The sequence below is a fragment of the Acidovorax sp. JHL-9 genome, assembly GCF_000426205.1.
Taxonomy (GTDB): domain Bacteria; phylum Pseudomonadota; class Gammaproteobacteria; order Burkholderiales; family Burkholderiaceae_C; genus Acidovorax; species Acidovorax soli.
In genome coordinates this window covers 138,614-154,798 of record NZ_KE384507.1, presented here as the reverse complement: position 1 = coordinate 154,798, position 16,185 = coordinate 138,614, and the positions used below count along the sequence as shown (strand labels likewise).

The 16,185-nt window shown below is 68.4% G+C and carries 19 protein-coding genes; 8 read left to right on the top strand and 11 right to left on the bottom strand.

All coding sequences use genetic code 11. The features are described from left to right. Window positions 1-32: 32 nt before the first annotated feature. The 6 genes from K225_RS0119860 to ruvC form a co-directional block, all read right to left on the bottom strand. Window positions 33-401: an EF-hand domain-containing protein gene (locus tag K225_RS0119860; RefSeq protein WP_081679753.1), complete on the bottom strand. Its 369-nt coding sequence runs from the start codon at window positions 399-401 to the stop codon at window positions 33-35. 152 nt (window positions 402-553) lie between these two features. Next, window positions 554-1,471, bottom strand: coding sequence for a 5'-nucleotidase (locus tag K225_RS0119855; protein WP_026437940.1), 918 nt, complete (start codon window positions 1,469-1,471; stop codon window positions 554-556). Window positions 1,472-1,646: 175 nt separating this feature from the next. Beyond that, window positions 1,647-2,879, bottom strand: a complete 1,233-nt coding sequence (gene gspF / locus K225_RS0119850) for a type II secretion system inner membrane protein GspF (protein WP_026437939.1) — start codon at window positions 2,877-2,879, stop codon at window positions 1,647-1,649. Between the two features lie 81 nt (window positions 2,880-2,960). Continuing rightward, entirely contained in the window at window positions 2,961-3,968 is a 1,008-nt protein-coding gene (locus K225_RS0119845) for an LLM class flavin-dependent oxidoreductase (protein ID WP_026437938.1), read from the bottom strand. 271 nt (window positions 3,969-4,239) lie between these two features. Beyond that, on the bottom strand, window positions 4,240-4,674 hold the full coding sequence (locus K225_RS21400; RefSeq protein ID WP_155885319.1) for a hypothetical protein: 435 nt from the start codon (window positions 4,672-4,674) through the stop codon (window positions 4,240-4,242). 231 nt (window positions 4,675-4,905) lie between these two features. Beyond that, window positions 4,906-5,454, bottom strand: a complete 549-nt coding sequence (ruvC, locus tag K225_RS0119830) for a crossover junction endodeoxyribonuclease RuvC (protein WP_026437937.1) — start codon at window positions 5,452-5,454, stop codon at window positions 4,906-4,908. Window positions 5,455-5,592: 138 nt separating this feature from the next. Between ruvC and K225_RS0119825 the strand changes: the two genes are divergently transcribed. Together K225_RS0119825 and K225_RS0119820 are read left to right on the top strand one after the other, a co-directional pair. Then, window positions 5,593-5,841, top strand: coding sequence for a DUF3297 family protein (locus K225_RS0119825; RefSeq protein WP_026437936.1), 249 nt, complete (start codon window positions 5,593-5,595; stop codon window positions 5,839-5,841). A 52-nt stretch (window positions 5,842-5,893) separates the two neighbouring features. Then, window positions 5,894-6,364, top strand: coding sequence for a reverse transcriptase-like protein (locus K225_RS0119820; RefSeq protein ID WP_026437935.1), 471 nt, complete (start codon window positions 5,894-5,896; stop codon window positions 6,362-6,364). A 19-nt stretch (window positions 6,365-6,383) separates the two neighbouring features. Here K225_RS0119820 and mtgA read toward each other — a convergent pair whose 3' ends face one another. From mtgA to K225_RS22740, 5 genes are all read right to left on the bottom strand, one after another. Then, window positions 6,384-7,118 carry a monofunctional biosynthetic peptidoglycan transglycosylase gene (gene mtgA / locus K225_RS0119815; protein ID WP_026437934.1) on the bottom strand — a complete coding sequence of 245 codons (735 nt, stop codon included), beginning with the start codon at window positions 7,116-7,118 and terminating at the stop codon, window positions 6,384-6,386. 13 nt (window positions 7,119-7,131) lie between these two features. Then, the gene (gene aroE, locus K225_RS0119810) at window positions 7,132-7,968 is read right to left on the bottom strand and encodes a shikimate dehydrogenase (RefSeq protein ID WP_026437933.1); all 837 of its coding nucleotides are present in this window, start codon (window positions 7,966-7,968) and stop codon (window positions 7,132-7,134) included. A 67-nt stretch (window positions 7,969-8,035) separates the two neighbouring features. Continuing rightward, on the bottom strand, window positions 8,036-8,920 hold the full coding sequence (locus K225_RS0119805) for an energy transducer TonB (protein ID WP_026437932.1): 885 nt from the start codon (window positions 8,918-8,920) through the stop codon (window positions 8,036-8,038). 246 nt (window positions 8,921-9,166) lie between these two features. Next, a complete protein-coding gene (locus K225_RS0119800) occupies window positions 9,167-11,257 on the bottom strand; it encodes a ribonuclease catalytic domain-containing protein (RefSeq protein WP_026437931.1) in 2,091 nt (696 codons plus the stop codon). Window positions 11,258-11,293: 36 nt separating this feature from the next. Continuing rightward, the gene (locus tag K225_RS22740) at window positions 11,294-11,416 is read right to left on the bottom strand and encodes a hypothetical protein (RefSeq protein WP_255346491.1); all 123 of its coding nucleotides are present in this window, start codon (window positions 11,414-11,416) and stop codon (window positions 11,294-11,296) included. 209 nt (window positions 11,417-11,625) lie between these two features. Between K225_RS22740 and K225_RS21395 the strand changes: the two genes are divergently transcribed. From K225_RS21395 to K225_RS0119760, 6 genes are all read left to right on the top strand, one after another. Beyond that, on the top strand, window positions 11,626-12,357 hold the full coding sequence (locus K225_RS21395; protein ID WP_051249108.1) for an RNA polymerase sigma factor: 732 nt from the start codon (window positions 11,626-11,628) through the stop codon (window positions 12,355-12,357). Between the two features lie 38 nt (window positions 12,358-12,395). Next, window positions 12,396-12,989 carry a ferritin-like domain-containing protein gene (locus K225_RS0119785; protein WP_026437930.1) on the top strand — a complete coding sequence of 198 codons (594 nt, stop codon included), beginning with the start codon at window positions 12,396-12,398 and terminating at the stop codon, window positions 12,987-12,989. Further along, entirely contained in the window at window positions 12,986-13,396 is a 411-nt protein-coding gene (locus tag K225_RS0119780) for a cytochrome c family protein (protein WP_026437929.1), read from the top strand. The genes K225_RS0119785 and K225_RS0119780 overlap by 4 nt, the downstream gene beginning before the upstream one ends. Window positions 13,397-13,498: 102 nt before the next feature. Next, on the top strand, window positions 13,499-13,714 hold the full coding sequence (locus K225_RS22690) for a hypothetical protein (protein ID WP_238323295.1): 216 nt from the start codon (window positions 13,499-13,501) through the stop codon (window positions 13,712-13,714). 378 nt (window positions 13,715-14,092) lie between these two features. Beyond that, complete coding sequence (locus K225_RS22845) at window positions 14,093-14,308, top strand: hypothetical protein (RefSeq protein ID WP_026437927.1); 216 nt, start codon at window positions 14,093-14,095, stop codon at window positions 14,306-14,308. Between the two features lie 261 nt (window positions 14,309-14,569). Further along, a complete protein-coding gene (locus K225_RS0119760; RefSeq protein ID WP_026437926.1) occupies window positions 14,570-16,183 on the top strand; it encodes a Wzy polymerase domain-containing protein in 1,614 nt (537 codons plus the stop codon). The last annotated feature ends 2 nt before the right edge of the window (window positions 16,184-16,185 follow it).

Here is a 16,185-nt window from a genome sequence, read left to right as displayed (position 1 = left end):
GCAAATGTGAGATGTATGGCCACCCCGTTCCCTCATGGTTTGGCGGGAGGGGTGCCCGATGCCACCTCTGCCTGTGCGGCCCGCTTGCGCTCGCGTTCGGCGCGGTGTTTGGCGGCAAAAACCTGCACTTCGGCGTACGAAACGAAGTTGTCGTGGTCGGTGTCGGCATCGTCAAAGGCGGCGGCCAGGCGGGGAAAAAGCACCACTTCGCTGCGGCTGAGCTTGCCGTCGCCGTTGAAGTCGAGCATCTTGAATTCCTGCATGGCCTTGATCTCGCCCTTGGACAGCGGGGCCTTGGCCGGGGCGCTGGCAGCCGCCTGCGCGGGCACGGCCGCCTCCGGCGGGTTGGCGAGTGCCAGGCTGCAGCCCAGGGCGGCCAGCAGGGCCAGTGGGATTTTCATGCGCAAAACTCCTCGGGTCGAACAGGGGTGATGTTGGCATATCTGCGGCCGCAAAGCCCATTTGCAACGCTGCGGGCGCAGGCTTTCACCGGGTGTTGCACTCTTTGGCAGGGCGTCCTGGTTGCATGCAGATGCCAGGCATGCCGGCATGCTCATCCGGCCGGCAGGGTGCCCTGGTTGGCGATGCCGCTGCTCACATGGCCTGCAGGCACATGGCGGGCCGCCGAGGTGACATGGCCGGTCTGGTCGTCAAAGAAAAAGTCGGGTTCGAACTCGCGCAGGAACTCGCCCTTGGGCATGCCACCCAGAAACATGGCTTCATCGACCGCGATCTGCCAGCTCATCAGCGTCTGGATGGCCCGTTCGTGCGCGGGCGCGCCGCGCGCCGTGACCAGGGCGGTGCGGATGCGCATGGACGGTGCGCCGCTTTGCTGCAGGCGGTGCAGGGCCGACAAAAAAGGTTTGAAGGGCCCGGGGGGCAGGGGCAGCAGGGCCTTTTCGACCTCGTGGGCCTGGAAGGCGTCGAGCCCGGAGGCCTGGAACACCCGCTCGGCCTCGTCCGAAAACAGCACGGCGTCGCCGTCAAAGGCGATGCGCACTTCGTGCGGGTGGGCCGCGCTGGCCTGGGCCGACTGCGTGGCCACCTGCGCCGCCGGGAAGCCCATGGCCAGGGCCTCGTTCACGTCGGCCGCGTTGGCCGAGAGAAACAGGTGCGCGCCCAGGGGCCGCAGGTAGCGAAACGGCGCCGCCCCCTGCGTGAAGACCCCGCGCTGCACCGACGCCAACCCGTGGGCCTTGGCCGAGCGGAACACGCGCATGCCACTGACCGGGTCGTTGCGCGACAGCACCACCACCTCCACCCGCTGCTGCGCGGGTTCGTTGAAGGCGAGCAGCTTCTTGACCAGCGAAAACGCCACGCCGGGCCGCGCCGGCTCATCCAGCCGGTCGAGCTGCAGCTGCATGTAGCCTTGGGGGTGCTCGGGGTCGAAGATGCGGTTTTCTTCTTCAAAATCGAACAGGGCGCGTGACGAGATCGCCACCACCAGCTTGTCGTCCAGGGTCACCGCCATGGATCCTCCTTGAAAGCCATCCATTCCACCACTCGCAGCCGTTGAAACAGGCGCGCCACAAGCCAGGGCCGCCGCGCAAGGGCCGCCCCGCCGCGCTGGCGGCGTCCCCCCTCCCGCATCGCGCAGCGAGGCGAGAGAGGGGGGGAAGGCGCGCAGCGCCTCAGGGGGGTGCACGTCATTTCACGAACTGGTTGAGCTGGATGATGGGCAGCAGCACTGCCAGCACGATCAGCATCACGATCAGGCCCATGGCCACGATGAGCAGCGGCTCCAGGATGGTGGCCAGCTGCATGGCGCGGCGCTGCACGTCGTTGGACAGCTGGGTGGCGGCGCGCTGCAGCATCACCGGCAGCTGGCCGGTCTGCTCGCCCAGGCGCGCAAACATGGCCAGCAGGCCGGGGAAGCGCTTTTTCTGCGCCAGTGCCGAGGCCAGCGGGGCGCCTTCGCGCACCAGCACCAGCGCATCGAGCGCGTCGGCGCGCAGGGCGCGGTTGTTCAGGGTTTCGGCGGCGGCCTGCAGGGCCTTGAGGATGGGCACTCCGGCGCTGGCCAGCATGGCCAGCGTGCTGGCAAAGCGCGCCGCGTTGTAGCCGCGCGCCAGCTTGCCCACCAGGGGCAGGTTCAGCCAGGCGGCGTCAAACTTCTGGCGCAAATGCTCGATTGCCAAGGCCCAGCGTGCGCCTATAGCTATCAAGACAACAGCAATCAGCATCAGCCAGCCATAGCTGCGCACCGCGGCGCTCACGGCCAACATGGCCACGGTCAGAAAAGGCAGGGCGCGCTTGGTGCCGGCGAACACGCTGGCCACCTGTGGCACCACGTAGCTCACCAGGAACAGCACGATCGCGATGGCGATCAGGGTGACGATGGCCGGGTACAGCGCCGCGCCCATCAGCTTGGCCTGCAGGGCCTGGCACTCTTCAAGGTCGTCGGCCAGGCGCTCCAGCACCAGGCCGAGGTTGCCGCTGTGCTCGCCCGCGCCGATCACGGCACAGTAGATGTCGGAAAACTCGCGCGGATGCTGGGCCAGCGCGCGGGCAAAGGTGGCGCCGGCGTTCACCTCGGCGCGCAAGGCCGCCACCAGATAGCGCTGGCGCTCGTCGTCGGCTTCCTCCGACAAGGCGGCAAGGGCGCGCTCCAGCGGCAGACCCGAGGCCACCAGCCCCGCCAGCTGGCGTGTCCAGATGGCCAGGGCCGAGGCGCCCAGCACCGGCCGCGTGAACAGGCGCTGCCCCAGGCCGGCGGGGGCACCATCGCGCGACTGGCCGGTCTGCACGGGCTCCACGCTCAGGGGCACCAGCGCCTGGGCTCGCAGCAGGCTGCGGGCCGACTTGGCCGTGTCGGCTTCCATCAGGCCCTTGCGGGTCTGGCCCTGGGCGTCCAGGGCTTCAAAAGAAAAAGCGGGCATGTGGGGGGTGAACCGGAGGGCTGTCAGGCGCCATAAGCCCGTGATGGTAGCCGCTGCCCGTGACGTGGCGCAGTCGGGGCGTCAGGCCATCGCGGCGACGGCCTGCGCCGCAATGTCCAGGGAGCGCAGGCGCAGCGCCGGGTCGAACACGTCGCTGACCAGCATGAATTCATCCGCACCCGTGGCCTGGTGCAGCTGGGCCAGGCCGGCGCGCACCGTGTCGGGCCCGCCAATCACGGCGGCGGCCAGAAAGTCGCCGATGGCGGCGCGCTCTTGTGGCTGCAGGCGCGCGGCAAAGTTCTCTATGGGTGGCAGCAGGCGGCGGCGGTCGCCCGTCAGGATGCCCAGCACGCGCTGGTAGGTGCTGCTGGCCAGGAACTCGGCCTCGGCATCGGTGGGCGCCGCGATCAGGGGCACGCCAATCACCACATAAGGCCGGGGCCACGCAGCGGACGGGCGGTACAGGTTGCGGTACAGATCGAGCGCCTGGTGCAGCAGGCGCGGCGCGAAATGCGAGGCAAAGGCATAGGGCAGGCCGCGTTCGGCCGCCAGCTGTGCCGAAAACAGGCTGGAGCCCAGCAGCCAGATGGGCACGTTGGTGCCTGCACCGGGCATGGCAATCAGGCGCTGGTCGGGTGTGGCCGGTGCCAGCAGGCGCTGCAGCTCGGCCACGTCCTGCGGAAAGTCGTCGGCGGTTTCCACGCGGCTGCGGCGCAGGGCGCGCATGGTGGCCGGGTCGGTGCCGGGCGCTCGGCCCAGGCCCAGGTCGATGCGGCCGGGGTACAGCTCGGCCAGCGTGCCAAAGGCCTCGGCCACCACCAGCGGCGCATGGTTGGGCAGCATCACGCCACCCGAGCCCACGCGGATGCGCTGCGTGCCGCCCGCAACATGCCCCACCAGCACGGCGGTGGCCGAGCTGGCAATGCCGGCCATGTTGTGGTGCTCGGCCAGCCAGTAGCGCGCAAAACCCAGTGCTTCGGCGTGTTGTGCGGTGCGCAGGGCGATCTGCAGTGCCTGGGCGACGGTGCCGCCTTCGCGCACGGCGACCAGGTCGAGCATGGAAAGGGCGGGGCGTTGGGCAGTAGTCATGGCCCGATTGTCGGCGCGCTGCGCCCTGGCTGCTGGCGGTGCTGCGGGATCCAGGTCTTGCGGCAAGGTCGTCGGCCGCCGATACGACGGAGCCGTCATTTTTTGGTAGCCAAAACATCGGGCGCATGCCGCCATGCATCCAACCAGGTGCTGTTGCTGCTCAAGGAACTGAAGCGTGGGCTCGAGCGCTGATTGGTGCGGATAATTGCTATTTTATTAATAGCTTTTGCGATTTTCTGCTAAGGCATACAGCCGATTTTTCCGTCGAAGATCAGACGACCTGCTCCAGCTGCCAGCCGGTTTCGCGGGCAATGTCCTGCAGGCGGTTCCCCGCCAGGGTGTAGTGGATTTCGGTGCCCGCAGGGGCACCCAGGGTGGGCAGCAAGGCGCGCAGGGCGTAGCGGGCGGCGTGCAGGTCGCAGGCGCTGATGTCGATGCGGATATGGGCCGGCGGCCGCAGTCCGTCGGGGCGCCGTTCACCCAGCGAATCACCCCAGCCCACCACCAGCCCCAGGTCCTGCGAGCGCAGCATCTGGTCGATGGCGTCCTCGCGGTGGTGCAAGGGGTCCGGGACATTGCGCCGGCCCACCGGAATTTTCACGAAGAGGAAGCCGGCGATCACCTCGGGCCGTGCGGGATGACAGGGTGAAGATGCGGGCGCCGAGGTGGGCACCGTGTGGGGCGCTGGGGCGGGTGGGTGGGCCATGGGGCTGATTTTAGGGACGCGCGGGCAGCAGGATGATTGCTCAAGGGATGACCTGCATAACTCCCTGCGGCCGATGATGGCGCGGCATCGGGCGCTCCACTGCGTTGCTTTTCTTGCCAATAGCCGAGCTGTTGGCGGCAATAAGACGCCTTGTGGCCCATCCCGATCCGCACGACCACCGACTCGCGAGGGTCATGCAGGTCATCCCAAGGTGCGCGGCACCGGGCCGCTTCAGTAGCTGCGCCCGCCCTTGTACATCGCGTGCTGGCGCCGCTGCAGCGTGGCCGCTTCGCCCTGCCGCGCCATGGCCGCGCCGGCGTGCGCGTGCGTGATGGCCATGCCGAGCGCATCGGCGGCGTCGGTGCCGGGCAGACCGGGCAGCTGCAGCAGGCGGCGCACCATTTCCTGCACCTGGGTCTTGGCGGCGCGGCCGTGGCCGACCACGGCCTTTTTCATCTGCAGCGCGGTGTACTCGGCCACGGGCAGGTTGCTGGCCACCAGGGCGGTAATGGCCGCGCCACGGGCCTGGCCCAGCAGCAGGGTGGACTGGGGGTTGACGTTGACGAAGACGATCTCGACGGTGGCCACGTCGGGCTGGTAGCGCGCCGCCACCTCGCTGATGCCGTCAAACAGCACCTTCAGCCGCCCGGGCAGGTCGCCCAGGGCCAGCGCGGTGGTGCGGATGGTGCCGCTGGCCACATAGCCCAGCCGGTGGCCGTCCACATCGATCAGGCCGAAGCCCGTGGTCTGCAGGCCGGGGTCAATTCCCAGAATTCTCATGTGTTGTTGAAGGAGTGGCTGCTACCGCTGGCCAGTCGCGTGGCGGGCATGGGGTGATGATACGGGCCGGGCGCAGTGCACCGAAACCAAATCCGGGACAATGCCCGCTTTTGTGCATACAGCCTTTGCAGGATTTTCATGACCGAAGCCACTTCCGCGCCCCCGCTGCCCGACCGCCTGTCCATCGACCCGCGCAGCCCGCACCATGTTGCCGCCGTGTTCGAGCACGACATCGGCATCCGCCTGAACGACAAGGACCGCTTCGATGTCGAGGAATACTGCATCAGCGAAGGCTGGGTCAAGGTGCCTGCGGGCAAGACGCTCGATCGCAAGGGCAAGCCGCTGCTGATCAAGCTCAAGGGCAAGGTGGAAGCGTTCTACCGTTGATGGCCATCCCGCCACGGCGGCCGGGCGCAACGCGGCCCGTGCAACCCGCGCCATGACTGCGGCGCTGGAGCCGGCATCGGTCCGTCCCTGGGTCGTCCACTGCGATGGCAGCGCCATGCCCAACCCTGGCCGCATGGGGCTGGGCGTGGTGCTCTGCGCGCCCGACGGCACCCGCCACACCTTTGCCCAGGCCACGCACACCACGGGCTGCAACAACGAGGCCGAGCTGCGGGCCCTGCTGCTGGCCTTGGCTGAGTTGCAGGCGCGTGGGGCCAGCGCACTGCAGGTGCACAGCGACAGCAGCATCCTGGTGGAGCAACTCGGCGGCACGCCCGTGGTGCCGATTGCGCGGCTGCAAGACCTTTTTGACCAGGCGCGCCGCCTGCTGCAGACCTTCGGGCCGGTGCAACTGCAGTGGGTTCCGCGCCACCGCAATGCCGAGGCCGACGCCCTGGCCCGCGCCGCGCTGGGGTTGGCTCCCAAGCTGCCCGCGCGGCCTATCGGCCAGCGGCGCAAAAAGTAGGCGTTCGCCGGGCCAAGGATCAAGGCAGCTCGGCACTGCCCATGCGCGCCAGGATGGTGCGCGTGCGCCCTGCCAGGTAGGCCGAGCCGGGGGTCTTCTCGAAGCGCTTGGGCGCGGGCAGCATGACGGCCAGGCGTGCGGCCTCCTGCGGCGACAGGCGCGCGGCCGGCTTGCGGAAGTAATGCTGGGCCGCGGCCTCGGCGCCAAACACGCCATCGCCCCATTCCACGCTGTTGAGGTAGATCTCCAGGATGCGCTGCTTCGGTAAAAGTTGCTCCAGCAGCACGGTCAGCACGAACTCCTGGCCCTTGCGCAGCAGCGTGCGCTCGCCCGAGAGCAGCAGGTTCTTGGCCAGCTGCTGGGTGATGGTGGAGCCGCCCCGTATCCTGGGCGTGCGCACGGGCTTGTCGGGCGCGCGGGCCTGGGCCCGGGCGATCTGCGCCTCGGCCTGGGCGTTGCGCTCCCAGGCTTTTTCGATGGCGTTCCAGTCCACGCCGTCGTGGGTGACGAAGCTGCCGTCTTCGGCCGCAATCACGGCGCGTTTGAGGTGGTCGGAAATCTGGGCGTAGGGCAGCCACTGCTGGCGCCAGCGCACATCGCCCTTGCTGGCTACCTGCGCCCAGATCTCGGAGCGCTGGAAGGTGGTGGATTCGGGGTCGACCCAGGCCATCAGCGCGATGCGCGCCACAAAAAACAGCTGCAGGGCCACCAGGGCCAACACCACCAGGCCCAGCCAGCGCAACAGGGCTTTCATGACCGTGGCCCGCTCACGCAGCGGCCTGCAGTTCGGCCAGCACCTGGGCCGATGGCGGGCGCACGCCACGCCACAGGGCAAAGGCCTCGGCGGCCTGTTCCACCAGCATGCCCAGGCCGTCGCGCGGCACGGCGCCATGCTGGCGGGCCCAGTCGAGAAAACCCTGCGCCGCCGGGCCGTACATCATGTCGTAGGCCAGGCTGCCGGGGCGCAGCACATGGGTGGGCACGGGAACGGAGTCACCGCTCAGGCTGCTGGCCGTGGCATTGATGATGAGGTCGAAATCGGCGTCCAGCGCCTGTGGAGTAAGCGCCAGAAGCTCTGCCTTTTGCAGCAGTGCCAGGTCGGCATGGGCCTGCACCAGGGCCTGCGCCCGGGCCAGCGTACGGTTGGCCACGGTGACATGGCGCACGCCCGCCTGCAGCAAGGGGCCCAGCACGCCGGCTGCGGCGCCACCGGCGCCCACCAGCAGCACGTCGCGCCCGGCCAGCGGCAGGCCCGCGTTGCGCGTGATGTCGGCCACCAGGCCCAGGCCGTCGGTGTTGTCGGCGTGGATGGCCTGTCCGTCAAAGACCAGGGTGTTGGCGGCGCCCGCCCGCTGCACGCGTTCGCTGCGCGTGGTGGACAGCGCGGCGGCTTCGAGCTTGAAAGGCACGGTGACATTGCAGCCGCGCCCGCCGCGGGCCATGAAGTCGCGCACGCCCTGGGCAAAGCCGCCGATGGGCAGCAGGCAGCGTTCGTACACCAGGTGCTCGCCGGTCAGTTCGGCAAAGCGGGCGTGGATGGCGGGCGAGCGGCTGTGCGCCACCGGGTTGCCCATCACGCAATACAGGTCATCGGAAGAACTCATGGAGCGCGGTGTGAAGGATGGAATGCGGGCGGGGCGCGATTGTCTCCCCGGTGCCGCAGGCCGGTGCTCAGGGGGTGCGGCCTTCGGGGTCGGTTTCGAAGTTGGTGGTCAGGGTCTGGTCGCGTGTGAACTTGAAGCGCGCCACCATGGCGATCTGGTCGGCCTGGCGGCGCATCTCGGCATTGAAATGGCCGAATGGGCCGGAGGCCCGCGCGATGGCCTCGGCCTGCCGGTCCAGCGTGCGATTGCCCGAACCCTGCACCACCTCGGTGGCCAGGACGCGGCCATCGTGGTTGACGGTGATGATCATTGTCAGCTCGCCATAGAGCTTCCTGCCGCCTTGCTCGGGGAAGTTTTCTGTGCCCTTGTCCTCGACCTTGCTGCGCAGGGCCGAGTAATACACCGCGTAGGCCTCTTCGCGCGTGGCGGGGCTGATGTAGCGCTTCTTGGGGCGTGCGTTTTCTTCGTTGATGCGCTTTTCGATCTCGGCCAGCAGCTTGACGAGCTGGCGGCGCTTTTCCTCTTCGGCGGCCTGGCTGCCACTTTGGCTGGGCTTGCGCGGATCGGGCAGGGGCAGCGCGGCGATCTGTTTGCGCAGCTGGGCCAGCAGCTGGTTTTGCTGCTCTTGCAGGGTGTCCAGCCGGCGCTGCGATTCCTCGAAATCGTCGCCTACGGCCGTGAGCGCCGAATACGGCAGGGGACTGGTGGCGCGGCCCTTGTTCGCCTCACCGCCCCCGGCCATGTTGGCCTGGGCGATGGCCTGCGCCTTGTCGGGCCGTTCGTTGGACTTGGCGTTGACCAGGATGACTTCGAGCGGCGTGTCCTGGAACACGCGATGGAAGCCCTCGGGGTCGATGAAACGCACCGACAGCAGTGCCGCATGCAGCGCCACCGACAGGCCCAGCGTGAGCTGCAGCGTGGTGAAGCGGGCGAGGAAGGAAGATGTTTTCATCGCCGGGCCGCCCCAAGATGAAAAGCGGCCCCCTCGGGGGGCAGCGACCACACGGAGTGGGGAGCGTGGGGGTTATTTTTCATCGCCGGGCCGCCCCAAGATGAAAAGCGGCCCCCTCGGGGCTGAGGGCTGCGGCTCCAGGCCTGCCGGCGCAGGACTGGACAGCACGAAGAGGTGACGCCTCTGGCGTCACCGCGGCCTGCAAGGCCAGCGACCACACGAAGCGAGGGAGCGTGGGGGCCATGTTCACGGAGCAGGATTATCGGTGCTGGCGGTGCCGTTGGTGTCGGCCTCGTTCACATCGACGGCAATGGCGATGGGGCCGGCCACGGCCGCGTCGTCATCGGTGTCGTCGGCATCTTCCACCGGGCCGTCGTCACTGGTGTCGTCGGGATCGTCCAGGCGCTCGATCACGGTGCCGTGCAGATCGAGCGTGATCTCGTCCACCTCGCCGAGCTTGACTCTGAGGCGTGCGCCGCGCGGCAGGTTCTGCGCGCCCAGCACGGGGAAAACCAGCGGCAGCGTGTCGGCGCGCACCAGAAAGCTGCCGCCCGGCCCTTCCTTGAAGACGGTGGCGTTGAGCTCGGTGATGCCGTTCTGCTCCAGGTATTGCAGCGTCCAGAAACGCTCCATGCCGGCCTGGTAGCCGTTGTAGGCGCTGTAGGCTGCGTCAAAGCTGCTGATGATGGAGAACAGCTCCGCGTCCTTGGGCTTGAAGGGGGCCGCCAGGGCCGCCGTCCTGCCGTTGCGCACGCAGGCAATGATCTGCCATTGGTTCACCAGGTCCACATAGCGGCGCAGCGGCGAGGTGGCCCACGAATACGCCTTGACGCCAATGCCAGCGTGCGGCAGCGCCTTGGTGCCCATGCGCACCTTCACGCCCGGCGCCATGCTGGCCTGGCTGCGGTAGATGCCGGGCACGCCGTGCTCGGCCAGCATCAGGCCCCAGGTGCTGTTGGCCACGATGGCGGCCTCGGCCACGATCAGGTCCAGCGGTGCGCCGCGCTGGCGCGTGGTGATCTGCACCTGTTCGCTGCCATCGGGCTCGGCCTTGTCGTTGCCGACCAGCTTGAAGTTGTAGTCGGGCCGGTTGAAGTTTTCGGGCTTGCCGCGCACCACTTCGCGCTGGGCCTTGAGGGTTTGGGCCAGTCGGTGCAAAAACGACAGCTGATCGCGCACATCCAGCAATCGCTGCGGGGTGTTTTCTATCTCAATGGCCGGGTCGGTCAGCCAGGCTTCTGTGACGATGTGGTCGAGCTGGTCGTGGCGCAGGTTGGCCACCACGGGCACGCGTTCGAGCTTGGTTTCGGTACCCGTGATCGCGAGCGTGGCTTCGTCCACCGTGACATACAGCGATACAGCCGGGTTGGCGCGGCCTTCGTCCAGCGTGTAGATCTGCACCACCTCGTCGGGCAGCATGGTGATCTTGTAGCCGGGCATGTAGACGGTGGACAGGCGGGTGCGGCCCAGCTGGTCGAGCGGCGTGCCCGGCACGATGGCCAGGCCCGGCGCGGCGATGTGGATGCCCACCACCACGCTGCCCGTGCCCAGGCCCTGCACCGACAGCGCATCGTCGATCTCGGTGGTCTGCGAGTCGTCGATGGAATAGGCCTGCACGGGCGCCAGAGGCAGGTCGGCCGGCGGCTGCGGCGCGGTGAGCTGCGGGAAACCCGTGCCCTTGGGGAAGTTGTCGAACAGGAAGCGCTTCCAGTGGAACTGGTAGGCCGAATCGATGGCGCCGGCCTTTTGCAGCAGGTCGAGCGGCGCCAGGTGCGTGGCGCGGCTGGCCTCGACCACGGCCTTGTATTCGGGCGCGTTCTTGTCGGGGCGGAACAGGATCTTGTAGAGCTGCTCGCGGACGGGCTGCGGGCATTCGCCGCGTCCCAGCGCCTCGGCCCAGTCGCTGATCTGCTGCACGATCAGCTTTTTCTTCTCGATGGCGGCCAGGGCCTGCTGCAGGATCTCGGCGGGCGCCTTCTTGAAGCGGCCCTTGCCGGCGCGGCGGAAGTAGTGCGGTGCCTCGTGCAGGGCAAACAGCGCGCCGGCCTGCTGGGCCAGCGTGGCGTTGTCCGAAAAATAGTCGCGCGCCAGGTCGGCAAAGCCGAAATCCTCCTCGGGTGCGAACTCCCAGGCCAGCGGCAGTTCGATGGTCTGGGCCACGGCCTGCGCCTGGGCCATCAGCTCGGACGGCGCGGGTTTTTCAAATTTCAACAGGAGGTTCGCGGCCTTGACCTTGACCCGCTTGCCCGAATCGAGCTCGACTTGGGCCGAGCTTTCGGCTTCGGACAGGATGCGACCGGCCATGAACTTGCCGGCTTCTTCAAACAATGCGTGCATGGGCGGCATTCTCCCATGGGCGCCGGGGGGTGTTTTTCAGATCCCCAGCACCCGCCCGGGCGCAAACGCCTTGTTCTCCACCACCCCCTGGGGGGCATAGCCGCGCGGGTTGGCCACGACACGCGTGGCGCCCACCGGGTAGTCGAAGCTGTCGTGCACATGGCCGTGCAGCCACAGCCGGGGCTGCCAGCGCAGGATGCGCGCCTCCAGGTCGGAGGCAAAACAGGCGTTGAAGGGCGAGCCGAAAAACCGCGAGAAGGGGCGTGGGGCGGCGCCCCTGCCGGCGACAGGTGCTTGTCACCTTTTGGGGCCAACGGGCGTCCAATGACCAGGAACGAGCAAAAACCGACAAACCCAAGAGGCATGCCATGCACCCACCCCCATCGGAGCCCGTAGCGCGGGCGACCTGCGATCCATGCTCTGACGATGAACTGATCGAAGGGGCCTTGCAGGGCGAGCAATCCGCCTTCGAGACCATCATGCGCCGGCACAACCGCCTGTTGTTCCGCGCCGCGCGCGGGGTGGTGTCCGACGATGCCGAGGCGCAGGACGTGGTGCAGGAGACCTACCTGCGCGCATTCACCCGGCTGCAGGATTTTCGGGGCGGCGCGGCGCTGGGCACCTGGCTGGCGCGCATCGCCATCCATATTGCGCTGGATGCACTGCGCAAGCGTGGTCGCTCGGTGCCGTCCGTGTCCATGGATGGCGTGCAGGACGAGGACCACGAAATTTCACCGGAGTACATGATGTCTTTGAGCGCCCCCCCGAGCCAATCGCCCGAGGCGGCCCTGGCACGCGGCGAGCTGCGCGGCTTGCTGCAGTCGGCCGTCGAAGGCCTGCCGCCGCTCTACCGCAGCGTCTTCATTCTGCGCGCGGTGCAGGAGATGAGCGTGGATGAGGCGGCGTTTTGCCTGCAGGTGAGCCGTGACGTGGTCAAGACCCGTTACCTGCGGGCCCGCTCGATGCTGCGCGACGCGCTGGGCGCGCAGATCGAGGCGCATGCCGAGAGTGCCTTTCCCTTTGCGGGCGCACGCTGCGACCAGGTGGTGCGCAACGTCGTTTCCGAGCTGCAGCAGCGCGGGTTGATTGCGCGGCGCTGACAGATCGTTCCTTGTTTTCACCACCCCAGGAGAACACCATGAAGAATATTTTTATGGACATGCCCTCGCAGGCCCTGTTCCTTGTGCGCCGCCGGGCCATGTTCCGGTCGGGCGCTGCGGTGCTGTCGGCCGGTGCCGTGGCCCTGCTGGGCGGGCGTGACGCGCTCGCGGCGGGCACCAAGATGGGCGCCAGGGACCTGGAGGCCGATGTGCGCATCCTCAACACCGCCCTGGGCGCCGAGCGGGAGGCCGTGGCGGCCTACCAGGTGGGCGCCGAAAGTGGCCTGCTGAGCAAGGCCGTGCTGCCGGTGGCTCTGCAGTTCCAGGGGCACCACAAGGAGCACGCGGCCGCCATCGAGGCCACGGTGCAAAAGCTCGGCGGCAAACCGGTGGCAGCCAAGGACAAGTACGCGTTCCCGGTGGAAAAACTCAAGGCCGAGGCCGATGTGCTGCGCTTTGCCGCGGGCCTGGAGCGGGGCGCCATCTCCGCCTACCTGGGCGCCGTGCCCCTGTTTGCCGACCGCGCGCTGGCGCAGGTGGCCGCCAGCATCCTGGGCGATGAGGCCATGCACTGGGCGGTGCTGCGCCAGGTGCTGGGCGACAACCCCGTGCCGTCGGCCTTCATGTCATGACACCGCGCCATGCTCCAGCCGCCCTGTGGCTGGCGGCCGGCCTGCTCGCGGTGGGCGCCAGCGCGGCACCCGACCCGGCCGCCCTGCAGCGCGGCGAGCAGGTCTACGCGCGCTGCGCCGCCTGCCACGCCATCGAGGGCCACCGCACGGGGCCGCAGCATTGTGGGCTGTGGGGGCGCCGCGCGGGCACCGCGCAGGGCTACAGCACCTATTCCAAGGCGCTGCGCGACAGCGCCATCGTCTGGGACGAACGCTCGCTCAATGTCTTTCTGAAAGACCCGATGAAGACCGTGCCCGGCACGGCCATGGGCTACGCCGGTGTGAAGGATGACGGCGAACGCGCTGATCTCATCGCCTGGCTCAAGGAGGCCACGCGCCCGGGCAAGGCGTGCCAGCTCTTGCCCTAGGCAGCTTTGCCACCACAAGCACACATTTGAAATGCGCAGCGCTGCCTGGCAGCGCCGCAGGGGCAGGGTTTGCCAAAACCTTGGTGGACAGGGGAAATGCACATGAAACCCGCACCCATTTCCTTGCGCACCGCCCGGGCGCTGCGTGCAGTGAACACCTTGCGCCTGCTGCGCCTGGCCGGCCCGCTGGGCCAGGTTGCGGCCGTGGCGGTCGCCTGCGGGGGCGGGTCTTCGGCGGACAGTGCCGACGCGACCCAGGCCGCGCTCAACAGCTGGGGCCGGGCAAGTTCGATCCGCGCCACAACGTGGACGGCCTGAGCAAGCCGATCGTCATTCCGCCGGCCTACGGTCTGGCGGGCATCCACCGCATCACCTTCAGCAGAGACGGCGATGGCATCGCCTACTGGAACCGCTAGGTGGCGGTGGCCGAGATGGGCGGGCAAGGGACGGAGACCGAGCCGCGCCTGAACCTCCGCACCACACATGGCACCGAGGATCTGGTCTCGGCCAAGCTGCCAGCCCTGCAGGCGGTACCAGCTGTCGCTGGGTGCGCCACGGGCCCCGGCGGGCAGCTTCGGCCCGGCGGCCGCCGAGCGCGGGCGCATCGTGTTTGAAGGTGGCGGCAAGTGTGTGGCCTGCCACAGCGGAAGCCGTTTCACCGATGCCAATACCCGCTTGCACCCACCAGGTGATTCCATGGCGGAGCCTGAAACCCCGAGCTATGCCTCCCGGTCGGCGACCAAGCTGTACCGTACGCCGCCCTTGAAAGGGGTCTGGCAGCACGCCCCTTGCTTCCACGACGGCTCGGCCGCCACCCTGGACGATGTGGCGCAGACCTACAACACCCGGCAGAGCCTGGGCCTCAGTGCCCAGGATGTGGCCGACCTGGCGCAGTACCTGAAATCGCTGTAGCCGCAGGAGGCGGCCCATGGCATGAATGCACCGGAAAGATCCGGCTAACCGATAACCAGGTCGGTGCAGGCCCGCGGGCCTGGACATCGATACGGTGGGCGGCTGTGGGCGCGATTGCACTGCGATCGCACGGGGCCGTGCAAGAGATTGCGCCCGTCCCGGGTGCGCGCAGCCATGCTCGACCATGGGGTTGGCGGGCGCCAGCCTGCCGACCCGCCCCTATGATCCATGGCTTTTGCATGAAGACTTGGGTTCATTGAAATGCGTCTGGATGCCGTTGCCGCACCGCTGGCCCTGCTGGCAGTGGCTGTGCCGTTTCTGTTCTCGTACCCGCAGCCCCCATCCTCCAATTTCTGGCCCCTGGCGGCGGCGGGGGGTTGCGCGGCCGTGCTGGCCCTGCTGGCGCTGCGCCGCACTGGGTGGCTGCGCCGCGTGCCGGACGCAGCCCTGGCGCCGGATGGCCGTGCTTTCCTGGCAGCGCAGCTGGCGGTGGGCCTGCTGCTGGCGGCCTTGCTGGCCAGTGTGGTCGGCTTGCTGCAGTACTTTCTGGGCGACCCCGGGCTGTCGCCGTGGGTGCAGCCCTCCACGCCCGGGCAGGCCATCGGCAACCTGCGCCAGCGCAACCAGCAGGCATCGCTGATGAGCCTGGGGGTGTGGGCGCTGCTGTGGGTGGTGGCGCAGGTGCAGGCGCGGCTGGAGTCTGGTCGCGCAGCGCCGGCCACGCCTGTGCAGCAAGCCTTGCTGGGCGGCGGGCGCATGTGGCCGTCGTGGCTGGTGGGCCTGCTGGTGGTTGCGGCGCTGGCGTTGCTGGCGGCGGGCAGCGCGGCTACGGCATCGCGCACCGGGGCGATGCAGTGGCTGCTGATGGTGGCGCTGCTGGTGCTGTGGCGCGGCACCGGCGGGCGCCTGGCGGTGGGCCTGGCCCTGGTCGGGATGCTGCTGTATGCCCTGGCCGGCTGGATACTGCCGGTCCTGTTGCTGGACTGGACGGGGTTTGCCACCGAGGGTGTCTTCACCCGCCTGGGGGGTGAAACGCAGACCTGTGGCAGCCGGCGGGCACTGTGGTCCAACGTGCTCTACCTGATTGCCCAGAAGCCCTGGACGGGCTGGGGCTGGGGCGAGCTGGACTATGCGCACTACATGACGCTGTTTCCGGGGGAGCGCTTTTGCGCGCTGCTCGACAATGCCCACAACCTGCCTTTGCATCTGGCGGTGGAGCTGGGCCTGCCGGTGGCGGCCATCGCATGCGGCGCCGTGCTGGCCGGGGTGGTGCGCGCGCGGCCTTGGGCGGAAACGGATGCGGTGCGCCAGCTTGCCTGGGGGGCGCTGGCCATCATTGGCTTGCACAGCATGGTGGAGTTTCCCCTGTGGTATGGGCCTTTTCAGCTGGTCACGGTGCTGGCGCTGGCGCTGCTGTGGTGGCGGGCGCTGCTGGGCTGGGTGCGTTCTCCGGTGCTGGTGGCCAGCGCTGCGGTGGCCCTGGTGGCCGTGTGCGGGGTGGGCGCGGCCGTGGCGTGGGATTACTACCGCGTCAGCCAGCTTTACCGCCCCATGGATTCCCGGCTGCCGGCCTACCAGGGCAACACCCTGGCCAAGGTGTCCAACACCGTGCTGTTCACCAACCAGGTGGATTTTGCGTTGCTGACCACCACTGCGCTGACCCATGAGAACGCCCAGCAAGTGCATGCGCTGGCCACGGAGCTGCTGCATTTTTCTCCCGAGCCCCGCGTGATCGAGAAGCTGATCGAAAGCGCGCTGCTGCTGGGGAGGGACGGCGAGGTGGCATTCCAGCTGCTGCGTTACCGCGCAGCCTACCCCGAGGACCATGCGCGCTGGGCGAGCGCCCAGCGACCCGTTCCGCCAGTTCAGCAGTGAGC

Bases quoted from the DNA above. Each gene is read 5' to 3' on its own strand.
- ruvC (WP_026437937.1), bottom strand. From the start codon at position 5,454: ATGAGAATTCTGGGAATTGACCCCGGCCTGCAGACCACGGGCTTCGGC.
- K225_RS0119845 (WP_026437938.1), bottom strand. From the start codon at position 3,968: ATGACTACTGCCCAACGCCCCGCCCTTTCCATGCTCGACCTGGTCGCC.
- K225_RS0119820 (WP_026437935.1), top strand. From the start codon at position 5,894: ATGACTGCGGCGCTGGAGCCGGCATCGGTCCGTCCCTGGGTCGTCCAC.
- K225_RS0119780 (WP_026437929.1), top strand. From the start codon at position 12,986: ATGACACCGCGCCATGCTCCAGCCGCCCTGTGGCTGGCGGCCGGCCTG.
- aroE (WP_026437933.1), bottom strand. From the start codon at position 7,968: ATGAGTTCTTCCGATGACCTGTATTGCGTGATGGGCAACCCGGTGGCG.
- K225_RS0119825 (WP_026437936.1), top strand. From the start codon at position 5,593: ATGACCGAAGCCACTTCCGCGCCCCCGCTGCCCGACCGCCTGTCCATC.
- K225_RS0119785 (WP_026437930.1), top strand. From the start codon at position 12,396: ATGAAGAATATTTTTATGGACATGCCCTCGCAGGCCCTGTTCCTTGTG.
- K225_RS0119800 (WP_026437931.1), bottom strand. From the start codon at position 11,257: ATGCACGCATTGTTTGAAGAAGCCGGCAAGTTCATGGCCGGTCGCATC.
- K225_RS22845 (WP_026437927.1), top strand. From the start codon at position 14,093: ATGGCGGAGCCTGAAACCCCGAGCTATGCCTCCCGGTCGGCGACCAAG.
- K225_RS0119860 (WP_081679753.1), bottom strand. From the start codon at position 401: ATGAAAATCCCACTGGCCCTGCTGGCCGCCCTGGGCTGCAGCCTGGCA.
- gspF (WP_026437939.1), bottom strand. From the start codon at position 2,879: ATGCCCGCTTTTTCTTTTGAAGCCCTGGACGCCCAGGGCCAGACCCGC.
- K225_RS0119760 (WP_026437926.1), top strand. From the start codon at position 14,570: ATGCGTCTGGATGCCGTTGCCGCACCGCTGGCCCTGCTGGCAGTGGCT.
- K225_RS22690 (WP_238323295.1), top strand. From the start codon at position 13,499: ATGAAACCCGCACCCATTTCCTTGCGCACCGCCCGGGCGCTGCGTGCA.
- K225_RS21400 (WP_155885319.1), bottom strand. From the start codon at position 4,674: ATGGCCCACCCACCCGCCCCAGCGCCCCACACGGTGCCCACCTCGGCG.
- K225_RS0119805 (WP_026437932.1), bottom strand. From the start codon at position 8,920: ATGAAAACATCTTCCTTCCTCGCCCGCTTCACCACGCTGCAGCTCACG.
- K225_RS0119855 (WP_026437940.1), bottom strand. From the start codon at position 1,471: ATGGCGGTGACCCTGGACGACAAGCTGGTGGTGGCGATCTCGTCACGC.
- mtgA (WP_026437934.1), bottom strand. From the start codon at position 7,118: ATGAAAGCCCTGTTGCGCTGGCTGGGCCTGGTGGTGTTGGCCCTGGTG.
- K225_RS21395 (WP_051249108.1), top strand. From the start codon at position 11,626: ATGCACCCACCCCCATCGGAGCCCGTAGCGCGGGCGACCTGCGATCCA.